The following is a 15272-nucleotide window of genomic DNA, read 5'->3' on the forward strand; positions in this document are numbered from 1 at the left end:
GACGAGAGTTGGCCAACCGCCTTCTGCCTAGCGCAATCTGAGACGTAGGCGCGGTCCGCACTTGGTCGACCTCGGGGCTGGGCTCAGAAGGTGGCGGCTTCGCGAAGCGAGGGGCGGGAACGCGAGAAGCCCTGCACCGGGGCGATGACTGCCACACGAGCGCACACGTGGGGGATTGCGACGTGCGGTCGCGGTACCTTCACCGCGACCGTAAGCGGACGGGTCTTATGAGACTTCGTGACATGGGCGGCCTGCCATCGGCCGGCGGCTCGTAGGGTGTCTCGGTGGGCGACCGTCTTGCGGACATGTTGATTTCGCGAGCCGCCAGATGCGAGTCACGCTCGCTCGATAGCATTTTCCGCATGCTGCGCCACCTTGACCTGACAACCGCCTATCGATCGCTCGCCAAGGACTTTTGGCCCGCTGCACTGCCGCTAGGCAGCCGCTCGGTCGTGTACGGACACAATGGGAGCGGTAAGTCGTCCTTCGCGTCACTCCTGCTTGAGATCGCTTCGGAGGACACATCGACGGAAGTCGTCTGGGAAGACGAATTGGGATCCAGTCATACAGTGCGGGTCGGTGGTGGCGGTCCTTCGCCCGCTATGGCGGTCTTTACCAAGGAGTGGGTACACTGCAATCTATCTCAGTTCCTCGAAGGCGACACGGCATCGCCCATCGTCACCCTGGGCGAGGAGGCCATCGAAGCCAAAGACCAGGAGATCGAACTTGGCAAGAAGATCGACGCCTTCCGTCTTGAAGAGACCGAGGCAAAGAAGAAAAGTCAGGAATCAACAGCCAGGGCCAAGAAGCTGGCCAGCGCAGCTCAGGACGGCATCGCGGAGCAGTTGAAGAGCTTCGACTACACGCGATTCACGAAGAACAAGTATTCGATGCCAGTTGTTGAGGGGATGCTCCGCAAATATGTCGGTGAGTTCCCCGACGAGAACAGGAGTGTCGAGGCACTCAAACGCTTGAGCGAGCCCAAGCCGGAGCGCGTGCCCGTAGTCGCGGATGCTCCGGCTGGACTGAGAGCGGCACTGAGCGGGCTGGACACCCTACTGGCCGAAACGCCTACCAGCGCGGCAATCGCATCTCTCGCCGCGGATCAGGAGCGGCAGCGGTGGGTCGAACAGGGAATTGGTCTACATGAGGGACTCACTGACTGCCTCTTCTGTGGTAACGCCGTAACGCCTGACCGGCAGGAGCAGCTTGCTAAGCATTTTGATAAGAGTTGGTTCGACATTCGCGAGCGCGCACAGTCGCTCGCACAAAAGGTTCACAGTCATAAGGATGCTCTGGGTCACTGGCTTGCTGCCATGCCGTCGCAGGAGGCGCTGGCCCGTGAACTCCGAGACGGCTACGCGACAAACCTCCAGTCCGTGAGGGACGAGGTAGCTGAGCGAATGAATGTGCTCGATGACCTTGAGCGCGTCCTCAAAGAGAAGGTTGAACACCCGGCTACCACGCCGAGCGCGCCCGATTGCTCACTTCTCACCGGTGATCTCTCGGCGGCCATACTGCAGAAAGCGATCACCGAGCACAACGCGCAAGTTGACGATCACAACACGGTAGTGGAGGCGTGTTACGAGACTGTGCTCGACTACATCATCGGGTCGCGGGCCGAGGCTTTTCATCAGCACGAGGCCAGCGCCAAGAGTGCGCAAGCGCAACGCAACGCCGCCAAAGACGGCGCCGAACTGGCGGAACGCACCCTAAGCGACCTCCGCCAGAAGCGGTTCTCCAACAGGAAGATGGCCGAGACGCTCACCGCAGACCTCGCCCGCGTCTATGGGAAGGGCCACCTCAGCGTCGCTGTGACTGAGGACGGCAAGTCCTATGCTTGCCGCAGGGGCGACGTGCCAGCGACCCACTTGAGCGATGGGGAGCGCACCACCCTGTCCCTCCTCTATTTCCTACGCAAGCTAGAGGACGAGACCGTCAGCGGGGACAAGACTCACCGCATTGTTGTAATCGATGATCCTTCAAGCTCACTTGACCGCGAAGCGCTCTTCGCCACCCATCAGTGGCTAGTAGACACGCTGAAGGGTTTCGGCCAGTTCATCGTGCTGACCCATGACTTCGGACTCCTACGTCTCTTCCTCAAGTCACAGGGCAGTGCATGGAATGCCTCTCGGAACAAGATCAAGAAGGGTGACGTCGACGAGACGCGCTTCCCCAAGGTGGCCTTCTTAGAGATGTACGCAGCGACTAAGGGCGGCGTGCGCACGACTCAAGTGACACCGCTTCCGCCAATGCTCGTGACGCACAGTAGTGAGTACGCTTACCTCTTCGCGAAGGTGATGGACGGTGTCGATGACGGCACCGATCATGATCGGCTGTTCCTACTCCCAAACGCTGCGCGCCGTGTCCTTGAGGTATTTGCAAGCTACAAGGCTCCGCATGTTGGAACCTTTGTCCAGCGGCTAGAAGAACTCATGGGCGGCGACCTGGTGAATAACCCCTACCGCGACGTATACGACTTCTGCAACCGCTACTCCCACGGTGAGGGCGGCGAGAGTGTCGATGTGCTTGACGCTCGCGTGATCCACAGCCAGATTCGCAGGTGCATGGAGTTCCTGAAGTTCGCCGACACGGAGCATTTTGAGCGCATGTGCAAGGCCACTGGCTCGAATCCTCTCGCAATCGCCTGAAGATTCAGTTGCCGGCGAGGCGACCGTGGACGTCATCACCATCAATCTCGACGGGCAGGGTCGCCGACCAAACTTGCAGAGGCACGATCCGCTCATTTCCGGTCCAACACCTTCGTGACAGTCCGTTGCCGATGGTCTGCGTGCGCTTGAGGTGGGCTCGGCATCATCGGCGTCGAGCCAGTCGAGGAACCAGCGCTCGTGGTTGCCAGCGAGAGCGATCGTCTGGCCGGGGTAGGCGTCGCAGAGATTCTTCACAGCAGTGACGACGCCCGCGCTGTTGGCCCAGGTCGACGCAGTCGCCGAGGAGCGCGAGCTGGGTCGACGGGTCGGAGAGAGTCGACCTTGGTCAGGGCGTCGCGCAGCTCGGTCAGGCAAGCGTGGAGATCCGGATGGTGTAGGTGATGGTCACAGGTTGTTTGGGACGCCTTTCGGAAAGCGCGGTTCTGATGATCGGGTAGCGGTCGGACGGGCATCGGATAGCGGCATCTGCCCGTCCGACCGCTGGGCCGCTATGGCGTTGCCGTGGCGAGGTGCCGTCTCATGTTCGGGCCGTCGAGGGCGATGATCTCGGCGCCGGCGACGATCCGGTTGAGGATCGATTCGGCGATGACCGCGTCTTGGAGCGACTTGTACCAATCTGGCGGATCGAACTGCGAGGTCACCAGCGTCGAGCCCCGCCCTTCCCGAGCGGCAAGGATGTTGAGCAGCTCCGCCGCGGTGTGCGGAGCCACCGGCGTGGTCAGGAAGTCATCGAGAACCAGCAGGTCGCAGTTGTGCAGATCAGTGAGGAAGTCCAGCCTGCGCTGCGAGGTCGGCTCCAGCACGGCGAGCCGGTTGGCCAGGTCGTCGAGCCGGAAGAACCTCGCGGTGTAGTACTTTCGGCACGCGGCATTGAGCAGCGCCTGGGCGAGGTAGGTCTTGCCCACGCTGGACTGGCCGAGCACGACGAGATTGCGGGTGGCGTCGATCCATTGACAGCTGGAAAGTCGTGCGATTAGCTCGCGGTTGACGTTGCGGTCAGGCAGGTAGCGGATCTCTTCTACGCAAGCATCAGGGTTTGGCGATCTGGAGGCCTTGAGTAGTTTCTGGGTCCGGCGTTCCTGCCTGGCCGTGATCTCTTTGTCCAGGGCGTGGAAGATCTTCTCCGAGAAGGTCCACTCGTCGCAGGCGGGATCGTTGGCCAAGTCGATGACGGTCTGGCCGAACGCGGTCATCCGCAACTGGGTGAACAGTGGCATGTCGGCGTCGGTGAGATGACGATCAGTCACTGCAGCTCCTCCCGCCCCGCGGTGCCGCTGCTCGGGCCTCCGGTGAGGACGGCGAGGCTGAACTGCTCCGGCCCGGCCAGATGCGCCCCGGTGGTATCTCGCCGATCCGGCGGTACCGCTACAGGCGTTGCGGTCGCCGGCGTCGTCGCTGCGGTCGTGGTGGTGGGTCGAGCGGCGGCCTGGGCCCTCAGGGCCGCCAGCTGCTGCTTGACGGCGGTGTAGCTGATCGCCCGGCGTGAGGTCTCGGAGACCAGCTGCCCGCAGGCCCGCTCGAGCAGCATCTTGTTGTCCCCGCGGGCCAGGGCGAGGATGTTCTGGCACGAGCGGTAGCCCTGAGCCTCGATCCGCTGGCGATCCAGGACCTCACTGATCGCGGCCACGGTGTGCGGTCCGATCTTGTGGGCCTGGCGCACGAAATACGCCCGCGACCACAGGTCCGATGACTGCAGATGCTGCGCGGGAACATGGTCAGGGTCGGTCACGAAGGCGTGCCGCCTACCGGAGACGGCGTGGGAGGCGATGACCTCCCCGCCAGCCATGACAGTGAGTGTGGGGCCGGTGATCTTCACATCGACGTGCTGGCCAGCGAAGGTGTAGGGCACCGAGTACTTCACCGTGGCGATCTCCACGTGGTAATCCCTGTTGACCTTGGACTTCTTCCAGATGACTGGCTGCCAGCGGGCCTCGGGAAGGTCGAACAGTTCCGACTGCTCGTGCTCGGTGAACAGCTCCCGGCGGCTGGTCTTCTGGCCGCGGAACGGGGTCCGGTCGTTGATCGCCTCGACCTCGGCGGCGATCGCCTCGTTCGCATCGTCCAGGCTGGCGAAGCGCCGATCGGCCAGCCGTCCGATCACCCAGTTGGTCACCACCTTCACCCCGGCCTCGACGTTGCCCTTGTCTGTCGGGCGCACCGGCCGAGTGGGCACGGCAGCGGTCTGGTGGTACTCGAGGAAGTCCCGGTACTCACGGTTGACCTCGCGGGCCCGGTCACCGCGGGCGATCTGGTTCGACGCCGTGGAGGCGTTGTCGGGGACGATCACCTGCGCCGCGCCGCCGAAGTACTCGAACGCCTGCAAGTGCGCGTCGAGCCAGTTCGGCATCTTCTCGTCCAGGCAGCCGCAGGCGAAGACCATCCCCGAGTACGGCAGCGATGCCACGAACACCGACACTGTGGTCTTGGTGCCGGTGACGGGATCGAAGATGGCCATCTTCGTGCCCGCCCAGTCGACTTGCATCGTGTGCCCGGGCACGTGCGTGATCCGCATCGTCAGCTCGTTGACCTCGACGTACTCGCCGATGATCTGGCAGAACCGCTGGTAGCTGTAGTGCCGCTGCCCCGGCGTGCCGTCAGTGTCGAGGTAGTTGGCCCACAGCACCCGCAGCGGCAGCTTCTTCTTGCCCGTGCGCTTCTTCACGGCAGCCGCCACGTCGAAGGCGACGAACTCCTTCGACGGCGTCTTGCGCCCATCGGCGAACAAGACGTCGATCTCCTCGACGCTGAGCGCCTCGACCTGGCTCGTGGCGGTCAACCCGTGCTCGTGGCAGACCTTCTTCGCCTTCGCGACCGTGCGATGCGAGCAACCCGCGATCGCCTCGATGTCCCGGTAGGACCTGTCCTGCAGCAGTAGCGACATCACCAATCGGTAATCAGTCACCCGTGCCTCCTGTTCGGATCCACGCGCAGCCTGGTTGCCACGCGTAGAACCGACACGAGCACACGAGGACCGGCACCGCTATCCGATGCTCATACTCGCGCTACCCGATCATCAGAACCCTGCTATCCGAAGCACGTCCCTAACAGCACTCGCGACCAATCTCGGCGTACGTCATGCCCGTGGCATGCAGCTGTTTGAAACGTCGGATATTCATCCAGGACTCCTGATCCAGGATCATGGGGGTGGGCCACCCTTCGGAAATCGTCAACTTGCCGGAAGACGACTCCAAGGGTGGCCCACACACCTCGGCGAACAACTACGGAACGCCGAACACCGACCTACATATGAACCTGTCCCCAAGGGTCTGTCAACTAAACGGTGTATCTCTGCTTGTGTAGTGGGTTAGTTGCGGTGGGCTGAGAGTCGGCCGTCGAAGGCGATGTCGAACGCGTTGAGTGCTTGCTTCCAGCGTTGGGTCCACCGGGCTCGGCCCTTGCCAGTGGGGTCCAGTGCCATCACGGCGAGGTAGACGCACTTGAGCGCGGCCTGCTCGTTGGGGAAGTGGCCCCGGGCCCTGACGGCCTTGCGTATGCGGGCGTTGACCGACTCGATGGCGTTTGTGGTGCACACGATCCGCCGGATCTCGCGGTCAAACTGTAGGAAGGGCACGAACTCGGCCCAGCTGTTCGACCAGAGTCGGACGATCGCCGGATACTTCTGCCCCCATTCCTCCTGGAATTCCAGGAAGCGTTCCTCGGCCTCGTCAACGGTCGCGGCCTGGTAGACGGGCTTGAGAGCGCGGGAGATCGCGTCCCAGTCCTGGCGGGCGGAGTAGCGGAAGCTATTGCGCATCAGGTGCACGATGCAGGTTTGCACGATCGTGTCCGACCAGACGGTGTTCACCGCGTCAGGCAGACCCTTGAGCCCGTCGCAGACGAGCATGAGGACGTCCTCGACGCCGCGGTTCTTGATCTCGGTCAGCACCTGCAGCCAGTACTTGGCGCCCTCGCCGCCGTCGCCGGCCCACAGTCCGAGGATGTCGCGGTTACCGTCCACGGTCACGGCCAACGCGATATAAATGGGCCGGTTAGCGACCTGCCCGTCGCGGACCTTGACGTTGATGCAATCGACGAACACCACCGGATACACCGGGTCCAGAGGGCGGTTCTGCCACTCGGCCATCCCGTCCAGGACCTTGTCGGTGATGGTGCTGATGGTCGTCTTCGACACCTCCGAGCCGTACACGTCGGCCAGGTGCGCCGAGATGTCACCATGTGTCATCCCACGGGCCGACAGTGAGAGCACGATGTCCTCGATCGACCCGAGCCGGCGCTGCCGCTTGCGCACGACCACCGGCTCGAACGAGCCAGCACGATCCCGCGGCACATGGGGCTGGTGCACGAGTAGGTGACATCTGATCTGGCTTGCCCTGCCGGGGCGGCCTGGAAGGATGTTGTTGTGCCCAAGCCCTATCCCCAGGAGTTCCGCGACGACGTGGTTCGCGTCGCCCAGGCCCGTGAAGACGGTGTGACTCTCGAGCAGATCGCCGCCGACTTCGGTATCCACCCCATGACGTTGCAGAAGTGGATCCGCAAGGCCGACGTCGAAGCCGGAATCAAGCCCGGCACCACGTCGGCCGAGTCGCGTGAGCTGCGTGAAGCCAAGCGGCGTGTGCGCCTGCTGGAGCAGGAGAACGAGGTTCTGCGCCGCGCTGCTGCCTACCTGTCCCAGGCGAATCTGCCGGGAAAAGGTGGTACCCGCTCGTGAACGAGCTCGCCGCTGACGGCATCCCCGTCACGGTGGCGTGCCGGGTACTTGGAATAGCTCGTCAGCCCTACTACCGATGGCTCAAGAACCCTGTCACCGATGCCGAACTCGCCGAGGCGTACCGGGCCAACGCCCTGTACGACGCCCACCGGGAGGACCCCGAGTTCGGCTACCGCTACCTCGCCGACGAAGCCGAGACCGCAGGCGAGAAGATGTGCCGGCGGACCGCCTGGCGAATCTGCTCAACCGGTGGCTGGACCAGTGCCATCAGCAAGAAAGGCCGCGGCAAGCATCGCAAGGCCGGCCCACCCGTGCACGACGATCTCGTCGAGCGGGACTTCACCGCCGTGGGCCCGAACGAGCTGTGGCTCACCGACATCACCGAGCACTGGACGGCGGCGGGAAAGCTGTACCTGTGCGCGATCAAGGACGTCTACTCGGGCCGCATCGTCGGGTATTCGATCGACTCCAGGATGAAGTCCCGCCTGGCCGTGGCCGCACTGAACAGCGCCGTCGCCAGGCGGGGCGACGTGACCGGCTGCGTCCTACACAGCGATCGAGGATCTCAATTTCGCTCGAAGAAGATGCAGAAGGCCATCACCCGGCACGGCATGCTCGGGTCGATGGGAAGGGTCGGCGCTGCTGGGGACAACGCAGCCATGGAGAGCTTCTTCTCGCTGCTACAGAACAACGTCCTCGACCGCCGATCCTGGGCCACCAGAGACGAGCTCCGGGCCGCCATCGTGCACTGGATCGAACGCACCTACCACCGCCGCAGACGACAAGACCGCCTCGGCAGATTGACCCCCATCGAATTCGAGACAATCATCAACCACGAGGCCCCTCAGGCCGCGTGACTAACCGTGTCACCTAACCGTGCATCAGCCCCCATCGACCTCCACCGGTCCGGCCTTGGTCAACACCGTCTTGGACCTCGTACCGTTGCGAGCGTTGCCTTCGTCCACGCCCTTGGACCGCTCGTGCTTGTCGTAGCCCAGGTGAGCGGTGATCTCGCCCTCCAGGGCCGACTCCAGGACCAGCTTGGTCAGCTGCCCGAGCAGACCGTCCTCGCCCTCCACGGACAGTCCCTGCCGCTGGGCCTGGCCTACCAACTGCGCCACCAGCTCCTTGTCCACCACCGGTGACTGCTCACCCGCCGTCGTCGACACCGGCTGCTCCTTGACCTCCGTCGCGACCGGCGCCAGCGCCGGCTCAACCTGCTTACTCATCGTGTACCTCCTAGATCGGAGTTACACCGTTGAAAGTACAGTCCCGTCCCCAAACCGACATATCAAGGTGTACGCGGACAGAAGCCACATGGGGCCGTGTTGCTCGGCTGCGACAGCGACCAGCCAGGGCTCGTCGACTTGGTGTGGGGGGCAATCGGATGTTCCGAAGTGGTACCGGTAGTGAGGGTCATTGTTTGCTGCACGTTGCAAGATCCTGATTCGTTCGCCGACGTCGGCAGGTTGCAAACGAGTCCCGCTAGCAAAGGTCGTGTCACCGCGAATGATGGCGGTAAGTTCGGCGAGTTGATCAGCGAAACGGTCTTTGCCCCCTTTGAGGTAGTAATCGATGAGCTCCTGGTGGCGTGCTGCGAGAATATCGAGCTGAGTCAGGCCCATCCATGACCACGTCGGGATACCCAGAGATTTGATCTCCTCTTCGATGCGAGCGCGGTATCCGGGGGTTGAATCGCGGGGGATCACAAGGTGCCACTCGGTGATCGTCCATCCTTCTTGCCTTGACGTTTCTGCGACCGCCCTGAGCGACTTCCTCACTTGTCGGAACTCTGCACCGGCAAACTTCAGGGGGAAGTTCTTGACTTGAAATACCTTGCGCTGGCTGTCGCCGTCGGGAACGAAGACATCGATGCCGCCGTCCGGGCCAGGTGTGAACTTCTGCCCCAGCGGGTGGTCGGCGCACACCAGCATCGCGACGGTGTGTTCGAACTCGCCGCTGTCGAGGCGAGACCAAGGGACGCGTTCAGAGGACATGGATTCGCCAGGTACTCATCAGGACTTCATCGCGCGAGGGCACCGATCCAGTATCTCAATCGACTACGACGCAGGTTGACGAACAGCTGCTGCGCCGGGGGTGGGGAAGAGTTCGCCCGCTGCTCAGCGTCGACAGTGAGGCGGATGTCAGTCGAAGGCGCGCGACTCGCCTCCCAATCAGTCGGCCGAGAATCGATGCCGCAGGTCTTGTCGGCGCCCAAGCCTATGCTGAGTACCGAGCCATGGAGCGTCGGCTTCGGGCCCGGTGAAACGGAGTGAGTGCCACATGCAAGCTGAGGTCACTGGAGCAGGTTTTCGAGAGGATCAGCTGACCGCGATCGAAGCGGGGCTGAATGCAATGTCAGAGCCGGACGCCCGGGTTGTGATTGTTGATAACTTCGTTGACACCGTTCAGCGACTCACCCAGAACCCCGCCTATTCGGCTGGCAGGGGAGCGGGAATCGTCGCTGCAAAGACGATCCACACATCTACAGGCGAAGTTATCGTCTTTAACGCACCTGAACTGCGCAATCGAGACAATCTCCTGTTGGAGAGGCTAGCGGCCCATGAGGCCGGCCACGTCAAACTCGGCAAACGCGGCGAGGGCGTGATAGGCCGCCAGCACCTCGTTGACTCCGAGTGGCGTTGGCTGCTGATGTGCCTCGGAGCCCTGGCCATTGATGAACTTCGGATCGAGCGTGGGCTCGCTGACCTTGGGTATCCGGTCGCAATGACCGGCGACGTTGATTACATTGATGAGGCAATGTTCTGGCTGAACTGCGAACTCATGAATGCCTTGGTCGACCCGGCCAGCTCAGACGTGGAGAAGTTTCAAGGCGCCGTCATGTCAACGCAAGATTGGCTGACCAAGCACCTTGCATATGTTGCCGCATACGCTTCTAGCCCGACGCTCGATTTATCAGCTCTGTCGAGCCATTCGAGACAGAACTGGGATGATTACATCGCGGCACATTGGGGCAAACGTGTTGCCTTCTACGAAAACATCCCGGACGTCCGCACGGCACTCGACGCCTCGGAACTGGACTCAATCCTGCTTTCGGCTATCGATATTGAGGCGGATCTGCTCAGCTCACTTGGATTTCGACTTTCTGACGGTGGCCACGGTCAAGGATATGCCTTCCGTCGAGTCTCCAGCGATTCTCAATGTGCTCGTCGGCTGCAGCGCGCGCGAGAAGCGTTCGCGCTGCGAGACAGTGCCTGAGGTGGGGGAATCCGCACTGGTGGCGCACCATATTCGATGGTGAGCTATGCGGCGGACAGTCCCGCAGAGGTGAGGCTGTCATTGGTCAGTGGGATCGCACTGGAGGTGATTCCGGTAAGCAGTTCTAACACTTGATGTTCCGTTTTCGGGCCAGGATGATTTTAAGTCCGTCGACGCCACAGAGACTGTGGCGGGGTGCTTACAACGCAGCCGAAGACGACTGGAGTAGTGGTGACCGGCATGCGGTCAGGTGTCGATTCATCAGATGCAATACGCATACTTCTACTTGTCATAAGGTCTGGTTACCGGTGCTCGATGTGGGTGGCAAGGCGACACGAGTTTTCGGACACTGCTGCCCTGCGGAAACGACTGGTTCTGTGAGTGTCGCGAAATCGATCGCTAGCTAGCGGACGCGCTCGGACGGGGGTTTGACTACCTTGAGCCACCGTCGTGAGGTGGGGTCGTCACGTCCCACGCTGACTTGCGGATACGAGATGAAGGTCGCTTCGTCGATGTAGGGCGGGACCGTTGCTCTTTCTGGTGACGTCCTGCCGTGTGTCAGTTGAAGCCTCCGGACGGTGTCGTGGCCTGCTCTCTTTGCCACATGACGATGGTCAGTTCGGCGTAGAGGACGGTGTGGTCGTCCTGATCGGTCAGCCGCATTTCTATCTTCACTCGTCCGCGTGTTCCGTCGAGAGTGATCTCGGCAATTTGGGCGGTTCCGGTGAGAACGTTGCCGGGTCGGACGGGCGCCGGGAACCGTACCTTGTCGAATCCGAGCCCGGCGATCACTGCCCATTGGTTGAGCATTGTTTGTGTGAGCAGCCGTTGAGCGATGGCAATGGTGTGTACCCCGCTGGCGATGAGTCCGCGGAAGTGACCCTGGTTGGCGGCGTCCTCATCGATGTGAAACCACTGTGCGTCCCAGCGGGTGGCGAAATCGACCAGTTCGGCCTTGGAGACGGTGTGATCGCCCAGTTTGTGAATCTGGCCCGGGGTGAAGTCTTCGGCGTAGACGGACGGACTTGGGGGAGTGGCGTTCACAGCGACCTGGCTACGAGCAGCTTCATGATCTCGTTGGTGCCGCCGTAGATCCGCTGCACGCGGGAGGCGGTGTACATCTGGGCGATGGGGTACTCCATCATGTAGCCGTAGCCACCGAACAGCTGTAGGCACTTGTCCACCACGCGGCACTGCATGTCGGTGGCCCACAGCTTGATCATCGAGGCGCCGGCGGCGTCGAGGGTGCCGTCGATCTGGCGGCGGATGCCGTCGTCGATCAGCGCCTTGCCGGCGTAGACGTCGGCCTTGCACTCGGCTAGTACGAACTGGGTGTTCTGGAAGTCCAGGAGTTTCTTGCCGAACGCATCGCGCTCTTTGACGTACCGGATGGTCTCGATCACCGCGGCCTCGGCCACTGCCACGCCGGCGACTCCGATGATGAGTCGCTCCCGCGGCAACTGGGTCATGAGTTCGGCGAAGCCGGAGCCCTCCTCGCCAAGGATGTTCTCCACCGGTACCCGCATGTCGTCAAAGAAGAGTTCGCGGGTGTCCCATCCGTGCATGCCGATCTTCTCGAGGACGGCGCCGCGGGAGAAGCCCGCGACGTTATTGTCGACCTCGGCGACTAGTAGGGAGATGCCCTTGCCGCCGGCCGCTGGATCGGTCTTGGCCACGATGACAACCAAGTCGCAGTGGGTGCCGTTGGAGATGAAGGTCTTGGCGCCGTTGACCACGTAGTGGTCGCCGTCGCGGATCGCTGTGGTCTTGACGTTCTGCAGGTCTGAGCCGGTACCAGGCTCGGTCATGGCGACGGCCACCACTTTCTCGCCGGAGGCGAGCCCGGGTAGCCAGCGGCGCTTTTGCTCCTCGGTCCCGTAGGCGTTGATGTAGTGGCTGACGATCGTGGAGTGCACGGTGAAGCCGAACGCGCTGTCGTGCGCGTACGCCAGTTCCTGGGCCACTACAGCCTCGTGGCCGAAGTCGCCTCCCCCGCCGCCGTCCTTTTCGGCGATGTCGGTGAGCAGTAGGCCTGCCGCTCCGGCTCTGTTCCAGAGTTCGCGGTCGACGTGGCCCTGCCGGGCCCAGTCCGCCTGGCGGGGGGTGACTTCTCTGGCGAAGAAGGCGCGGGCGTGGTCCCGTAGCAACTCGTGGGACTCGGTTTGCCAGGTGGGGCGGTGGTCGGGGAACAGGGTGGTGGTCATGATCTTGTCCTTGTCGGGCCGGGTCAGCGGCCGGTGAAGTTCGGCGAACGCTTGGCCACGAAGGCGGCCTGGCCCTCGTGGCTGTCGTCTGAGGCGAGTGAATAGACGAAGTTGCGCTTTTCGTGCTCGAGCCCTGCGGCTATCGACCCGGTCTGCGCGGCCAGGGCGGCGTCTTTGGCCAGGGCCACGGCCAGCGGGGAATTAGCCGAGATCCGCTGCGCCAGGGCGATCGCCTGTTCGACGACCTCGTCGTCGTCGACCACCTTTCCCACCAGGCCGAGGGTGGCGGCCTCGGTCCCGGTGACCAGGTCGCCGCTGAGCAGCAGTGCCATGGCGCGAGGTTTGCCGAGCGCCCGGATGAGTCGTTGGGTGCCGCCGCCGCCGGGGATGACGCCGAGCTTGACCTCGGGTAATCCAAGGCGGGCACCCTGGCCGACGATGCTGGTGTCGCAGGCCAGGACGAGTTCGAGCCCGCCCCCCAGGGCCAGGCCCTCGACGGCTGCGATCACCGGTTTGGGGAAGTTCTCCAGGTCGGCCCATAGAGTCCCCCCGGAGGCCCGCCGCTGCCCGATCAACGGATCGGCCCGCAGGGCGTCGAACGCGGTGATGTCTGCTCCAGCGCAGAACACGCCGCTCGCGCCGGCCAAAACTATGGCGCGCACGGAGTCATCGGTCCGCAGCTCGGCTAGGTGCCTGTTCAAGGCTGCGAACACCGCGGCGTTCAGTGCATTCCGGGCCTCGGGTCGGTTGATGCGCAGGATCGCGACGGCTCCGCGTCGTTCGCTGCGCACCACATCATCGTGTCCGCTCCGGTTGTTCATTCCTCGGCTCCCCGGTAGAGATCGGCGTGGTCGGTGCGTAGCGTCTTTTTGTCCAACTTGCCGACGCTGGTGCGCGGCAGCGCGTCGGCGAAGATGACGATGTCGGGCAGTTGCCACTTGGCGAACTTGTCTTCCAACACGGCGTGGATGTCGTCGACGTCAAGATCGGCACCGTCTTCTTGGACGACGATCGCAACCGGGCGCTCTTGCCACTTGGGATGCTCGATCCCCACCACGGCGGCTTCGCGGACCTGTGGGTGGGCGACGATCGCGTTTTCCATGTCGATCGAGGAGATCCATTCGCCGCCGCTTTTGACCACGTCCTTGATGCGGTCGGTCAGCTTGAGGTAGCCGTCGGGGCGGATCGTGCCGGCATCGCCGCTGCGCCACCACCCATCGGCGAACGCGCCGCCTTTGTCTTCCATCTTGTGGTAGCGCTCGATGATCCACGGGCCGCGCATGAGCACCTCGCCCTGGGAGACACCGTCGTGGGGTAGTTCGGTTCCGTCCGGTCCGACGACCTTGATGTCGATCCCGTTGACCAGCAGACCCTGGGCCCGCTTGAGATCCCACTTCTCCTTCTCACTGAGCACGTCCCGCAGCGTGTGCTTCAGGCCTGCGTTGACGGTGACCAGCGGAGTGGTCTCCGTGGCGCCGTAGGCGTGGATGATGTCGGCGCCGGTGAGGTCATGGAAGCCGCGCATGAGCGTGAGCGACGGTTCGGTCGCCCCGGACAGCAGACGGGCGCGGCTGAAGTCCGGGCGCGTCTTGAGTGTGCGGATGTAGTCGAGCATCGGCTCGAAGATCGCGGGGGCACCGTTGGCTACGGTGACGGACTCGGAGATCATCGCGTCAACCAGCACAGAGGTGTCCTCGGCCGTATACCGTCCGGGCAGCACGACCTTGGCGGCCGAGTAGATGGCCGACTGCGGCAGTCCCCAGCCCTGGCCGTGGAACATCGGGGTGATGACCATGACGGTGTCGTCGTCGCCCATCTTCAACTGCGCTGCCTCGGCAAGAGTGTGGAGGTAGATCCCGCGATGGGAGTAGTACACGCCCTTGGGGCGGCCGGTGGTGCCGGTGGTGTAGCACGCGCTGTACGCCGAGGTTTCGTCGATCATCGGCCAGTCGAAGGTCGATTCCGCGGCCGTCAGCGCGTCTTCCCAGTGGACGACCCCGGGCAGGGTGGTGGAGATCTCCGAGAGTGGCTTGTCCGTCATGACCACCCAGGTCTTCACCCCGACGCCCTGCTCGACCAGCGCCTCGGCCACGGGCAGCAGGGACTCGTCGACCAGCACGATCGAGGCTTCGGCGTGGTCGGTGACATAGGCCAGGTCCACCGGGGCGAGCCGCAGGTTCATCTGCAGCATCACCGATGCGATACCGGGAATCGCCCAGTACAGCTCCATATGGCGTTTGGAGTTCCAATCCAGGATTCCCACCACCGTTCCGGGGCCGGCCCCCAGCCCGGTGAGCGCGTGGGCTGACTTCCCGACCCGCTCGAACATGTCTGCGTAGGTGTAGCGGTCCCAGCCCCCGTCGATGGTGCGGAATACGATCTCCTGCTCGGGGTAGGTCCGGGCGGAGTGCCGCAGCAGGGTGGTGGTGTTGAGCTGGTAACTGTCACCGTGTGTCGACGGCAGACCGGTGACGATGGGGTGGGACGTCATGTTGGTGCTCCTGAAGT

Annotated in this window: 11 protein-coding genes and 1 pseudogene; 3 read left to right on the forward strand and 9 right to left on the reverse strand. The window is 63.1% G+C overall.

Features of this window, described 5'->3' with window-relative positions; all coding sequences use genetic code 11:
* Window positions 1-362: 362 nt before the first annotated feature.
* Entirely contained in the window at window positions 363-2651 is a 2289-nt protein-coding gene (locus tag BJL86_RS01465) for an AAA family ATPase (RefSeq protein WP_067476144.1), read from the forward strand.
* Window positions 2652-3160: 509 nt separating this feature from the next.
* Here BJL86_RS01465 and BJL86_RS01470 read toward each other — a convergent pair.
* The 3 genes and pseudogenes from BJL86_RS01470 to BJL86_RS01480 form a co-directional block, all read right to left on the reverse strand.
* On the reverse strand, window positions 3161-3919 hold the full coding sequence (locus tag BJL86_RS01470; protein ID WP_007633699.1) for an ATP-binding protein: 759 nt from the start codon (window positions 3917-3919) through the stop codon (window positions 3161-3163).
* A complete protein-coding gene (gene istA / locus BJL86_RS01475) occupies window positions 3916-5574 on the reverse strand; it encodes an IS21 family transposase (protein WP_075844769.1) in 1659 nt (552 codons plus the stop codon). The genes BJL86_RS01470 and istA overlap by 4 nt, the downstream gene beginning before the upstream one ends.
* Window positions 5575-5976: 402 nt before the next feature.
* Window positions 5977-6960, reverse strand: a pseudogene (locus BJL86_RS01480) (IS256 family transposase); the annotation flags it as partial.
* Between the two features lie 72 nt (window positions 6961-7032).
* Between BJL86_RS01480 and BJL86_RS01490 the strand changes: the two are divergent.
* Window positions 7033-8198, forward strand: a protein-coding gene (locus BJL86_RS01490) for an IS3 family transposase (RefSeq protein ID WP_156515489.1) whose coding sequence is annotated in 2 segments (ribosomal slippage) — window positions 7033-7317 and window positions 7320-8198 — 1164 coding nt in all. Because the reading frame shifts where the segments join, the coding sequence is not laid out codon by codon here.
* Window positions 8199-8222: 24 nt separating this feature from the next.
* Here BJL86_RS01490 and BJL86_RS01495 read toward each other — a convergent pair.
* Together BJL86_RS01495 and BJL86_RS01500 are read right to left on the reverse strand one after the other, a co-directional pair.
* Window positions 8223-8570 carry a transposase gene (locus tag BJL86_RS01495; RefSeq protein ID WP_067478248.1) on the reverse strand — a complete coding sequence of 116 codons (348 nt, stop codon included), beginning with the start codon at window positions 8568-8570 and terminating at the stop codon, window positions 8223-8225.
* A gap of 21 nt (window positions 8571-8591) precedes the next feature.
* The gene (locus BJL86_RS01500; protein ID WP_067478251.1) at window positions 8592-9338 is read right to left on the reverse strand and encodes a zinc metalloprotease; all 747 of its coding nucleotides are present in this window, start codon (window positions 9336-9338) and stop codon (window positions 8592-8594) included.
* Between the two features lie 286 nt (window positions 9339-9624).
* Here BJL86_RS01500 and BJL86_RS01505 point away from each other — a divergent pair, with 286 nt between their 5' ends.
* Complete coding sequence (locus BJL86_RS01505) at window positions 9625-10560, forward strand: hypothetical protein (RefSeq protein WP_006898349.1); 936 nt, start codon at window positions 9625-9627, stop codon at window positions 10558-10560.
* 558 nt (window positions 10561-11118) lie between these two features.
* Here BJL86_RS01505 and BJL86_RS01510 read toward each other — a convergent pair.
* Genes BJL86_RS01510 through BJL86_RS01525 form a run of 4 tightly spaced genes read right to left on the reverse strand, consistent with a single transcriptional unit; the run spans window position 11119 to window position 15255 of the window.
* Window positions 11119-11604 carry a MaoC/PaaZ C-terminal domain-containing protein gene (locus tag BJL86_RS01510; protein WP_006898348.1) on the reverse strand — a complete coding sequence of 162 codons (486 nt, stop codon included), beginning with the start codon at window positions 11602-11604 and terminating at the stop codon, window positions 11119-11121.
* Entirely contained in the window at window positions 11601-12764 is a 1164-nt protein-coding gene (locus tag BJL86_RS01515; RefSeq protein WP_008382198.1) for an acyl-CoA dehydrogenase family protein, read from the reverse strand. The genes BJL86_RS01510 and BJL86_RS01515 overlap by 4 nt, the downstream gene beginning before the upstream one ends.
* 23 nt (window positions 12765-12787) lie before the next feature.
* Window positions 12788-13585, reverse strand: coding sequence for an enoyl-CoA hydratase/isomerase family protein (locus tag BJL86_RS01520; RefSeq protein ID WP_039867704.1), 798 nt, complete (start codon window positions 13583-13585; stop codon window positions 12788-12790).
* Complete coding sequence (locus BJL86_RS01525) at window positions 13582-15255, reverse strand: long-chain-fatty-acid--CoA ligase (protein ID WP_006897082.1); 1674 nt, start codon at window positions 15253-15255, stop codon at window positions 13582-13584. The genes BJL86_RS01520 and BJL86_RS01525 overlap by 4 nt, the downstream gene beginning before the upstream one ends.
* Between the last annotated feature and the right edge of the window lie 17 nt (window positions 15256-15272).

Source organism: Dietzia timorensis (assembly GCF_001659785.1).
GTDB lineage: Bacteria > Actinomycetota > Actinomycetes > Mycobacteriales > Mycobacteriaceae > Dietzia > Dietzia timorensis.

What these genes read in the sequence shown, in the direction of transcription:
- BJL86_RS01515 (WP_008382198.1), bottom strand. Translation starts at nt 12,764, where the DNA reads ATGACCACCACCCTGTTCCCCGACCACCGCCCCACCTGGCAAACCGAG.
- BJL86_RS01500 (WP_067478251.1), bottom strand. Translation starts at nt 9,338, where the DNA reads ATGTCCTCTGAACGCGTCCCTTGGTCTCGCCTCGACAGCGGCGAGTTC.
- BJL86_RS01525 (WP_006897082.1), bottom strand. Translation starts at nt 15,255, where the DNA reads ATGACGTCCCACCCCATCGTCACCGGTCTGCCGTCGACACACGGTGAC.
- BJL86_RS01520 (WP_039867704.1), bottom strand. Translation starts at nt 13,585, where the DNA reads ATGAACAACCGGAGCGGACACGATGATGTGGTGCGCAGCGAACGACGC.
- BJL86_RS01495 (WP_067478248.1), bottom strand. Translation starts at nt 8,570, where the DNA reads ATGAGTAAGCAGGTTGAGCCGGCGCTGGCGCCGGTCGCGACGGAGGTC.
- BJL86_RS01505 (WP_006898349.1), top strand. Translation starts at nt 9,625, where the DNA reads ATGCAAGCTGAGGTCACTGGAGCAGGTTTTCGAGAGGATCAGCTGACC.
- BJL86_RS01465 (WP_067476144.1), top strand. Translation starts at nt 363, where the DNA reads ATGCTGCGCCACCTTGACCTGACAACCGCCTATCGATCGCTCGCCAAG.